This window comes from Pseudomonas sp. Sample_10 (genome assembly GCF_004321495.1).
Lineage (GTDB): Bacteria > Pseudomonadota > Gammaproteobacteria > Pseudomonadales > Pseudomonadaceae > Aquipseudomonas.
Genome location: NZ_RCOE01000228.1, coordinates 1 through 2,500, shown reverse-complemented (window position 1 = coordinate 2,500; position 2,500 = coordinate 1). Strand labels below are relative to the sequence as shown.

Below are 2,500 nucleotides of genomic sequence, written 5' to 3'. Positions count from 1 at the left end.
CGCTTGTTGAAAAACGGCACGCTGGCCTACACCGCGGAACCGGTCAATGAGATTTATCGCCCCTCGATCGATGTGTTTTTCGAGAGTGTGGCCAGGTACTGGAACGGTGACGCGGTCGGCGTTTTGCTCACCGGTATGGGGCGTGATGGTGCCCAGGGGCTTAAACTCATGCGCCAGCAGGGTTACCTGACCATCGCACAGGATCAGAACAGCAGCGCGGTGTATGGCATGCCGAAGGCGGCTGCGGCCATCGATGCCGCTGTGGAAATACGCCCGCTGGACAAGATCGCGCCACGTTTGCTGGAGATCTTTGCAAAATGACTACCTCTATCAGCAATCCTGGCCCAAGCAGTATTCAGGTGAACGCACATGAATGATTTACAGCTCGACGACTTCAAGACTGACGAAAATGCCGCCATGGTGTTATTGGTGGACGATCAGGCGATGATCGGCGAGGCGGTACGGCGCGGGTTGTCGAACGAAGAAAACATCGACTTCCACTTCTGCTCCGATCCGCACCAGGCCATCGCCCATGCGGTGCGTATCAAGCCGACGGTCATCCTGCAGGATCTGGTCATGCCTGGCCTCGACGGCTTGAGCCTGGTGCGTGAGTACCGTAACCATCCGGCGACCAAGGACATTCCGATCATCGTCCTGTCGACCAAGGAAGACCCGCTGATCAAGAGCGCGGCGTTCGCGGCCGGGGCCAACGATTATCTGGTCAAACTGCCGGACAACATCGAACTGGTGGCGCGGATCCGCTATCACTCGCGCTCCTATATGACCCTGTTGCAGCGCGATGCCGCCTACCGTGCGCTGCGGGTCAGTCAGCAGCAATTGCTCGATACCAACCTGGTGCTGCAACGCCTGATGAACTCCGATGGCCTGACCGGGCTGTCGAACCGTCGGCATTTCGATGAGTACATGGAGCTTGAATGGCGGCGTTCACTACGTGAACAAAGCCAATTGTCGTTGTTGATGATCGATGTGGATTATTTCAAGACCTACAACGACAGTTTCGGCCACCTGGAAGGCGATGAAGCCCTGCGCAAGGTTGCCGCGGCAATCCGCGATGCCAGCTCCCGTCCTTCTGACTTGCCGGCGCGTTACGGCGGAGAAGAGTTCGCCCTGGTGTTGCCCAATACGTCCCAGGGCGGGGCGCGGCTGGTGGCGGAAAAACTGCGCATGACCGTGGAAGCCTTGAAGATTCCGCACATTTCCCCGAGCGAAGGCTCAAGCCTGACGATCAGCATCGGCCTGTCGACCGTCACACCGACACCCGGCAGCAACTGCCGGGAACTGATCCTGGCGGCGGACAAGGGGCTGTATCTGGCCAAGCACAGTGGGCGAAATCAGGTAGGGATCGGGTAATCAGCAATTTCTACCAAACGACGCAGAACCCGTGGGAGCCAGGCTTGCCCGCGATGAGGGCCTGACAAGCGATACTGCATCGACTGACACGCCGCCATCGCGGGCAAGCCCGGCTCCCACAGGTTTCGCATCGTTGCAAAGTTCGCCTGCAAACCTGCCTTTTCAGCCAAGCGGACTGCCGTTCCCAGCCGTTTGCCGTTATACTCGCCGGCTTTCAAAAGTTCGCCAACGAGTGCTGCCCGCCATGGAAATCAACCCGATCCTTAACAGTATCAAGGACCTGTCCGAGCGCTCCGAAACTATTCGGGGGTATCTTTGACTACGATCAAAAGCATGAGCGTCTGACCGAGGTCAATCGCGAGCTTGAAGATCCGAGTGTCTGGAACAAACCTGAGTACGCCCAGGAGTTGGGCCGCGAGCGCTCTGCGCTGGCGCAGATCGTCGAAACCCTGGACGAACTGAACGCCGGTCTGGCCGATTGCCGCGACCTGCTGGACATGGCCGTCGAAGAAAACGACGAAGGCGCGGTGGGCGATGTCGTCGCCGAACTGGCCCGTCTCGAGGAAAACCTCGCCAAGCTTGAATTCCGTCGCATGTTCAGCCACGAAATGGACCCGAACAACGCCTACCTGGACATCCAGGCCGGCTCCGGCGGCACCGAAGCCCAGGACTGGGCCAACATCCTGTTGCGCATGTACCTGCGCTGGGCCGACAAACGCGGTTTCGACGCGACCATCATGGAACTGTCCGCCGGTGAAGTCGCCGGGATCAAGGGCGCGACCGTGCACATCAAGGGCGAATACGCCTTTGGCTGGCTGCGTACCGAAATCGGCGTGCACCGTCTGGTGCGCAAGAGCCCGTTCGACTCCGGCAACCGTCGCCACACCTCGTTTTCCGCGGTGTTCGTCTCGCCAGAGATCGATGACAAGGTGGAAATCGAGATCAACCCGGCAGACCTGCGAATCGACACCTATCGTTCCTCCGGTGCCGGTGGTCAGCACGTAAACACCACCGACTCGGCCGTACGTATCACCCACGTACCGACCAACACCGTGGTCAGCTGCCAGAACGAACGTTCCCAGCACGCCAACAAGGACACCGCCATGAAAATGCTGCGGGCCAAGTTGTA

General features: G+C 59.3%; 2 protein-coding genes and 1 pseudogene. All 3 read left to right on the top strand.

Annotated elements, in window-relative coordinates; genetic code table 11:
• On the top strand, nt 1-321 hold a 321-nt coding region (locus D8U18_RS23140; RefSeq protein ID WP_277752489.1), incomplete at its 5' end, for a chemotaxis protein CheB.
• Nucleotides 322-369: 48 nt separating this feature from the next.
• On the top strand, nt 370-1,371 hold the full coding sequence (locus D8U18_RS23135) for a PleD family two-component system response regulator (protein ID WP_130904469.1): 1,002 nt from the start codon (nt 370-372) through the stop codon (nt 1,369-1,371).
• A gap of 244 nt (nt 1,372-1,615) precedes the next feature.
• Nucleotides 1,616-2,500: pseudogene (prfB, locus tag D8U18_RS23130) on the top strand (peptide chain release factor 2); the annotation flags it as partial.

Bases quoted from the DNA above. Each gene is read 5' to 3' on its own strand.
- D8U18_RS23135 (WP_130904469.1), top strand. From the start codon at position 370: ATGAATGATTTACAGCTCGACGACTTCAAGACTGACGAAAATGCCGCC.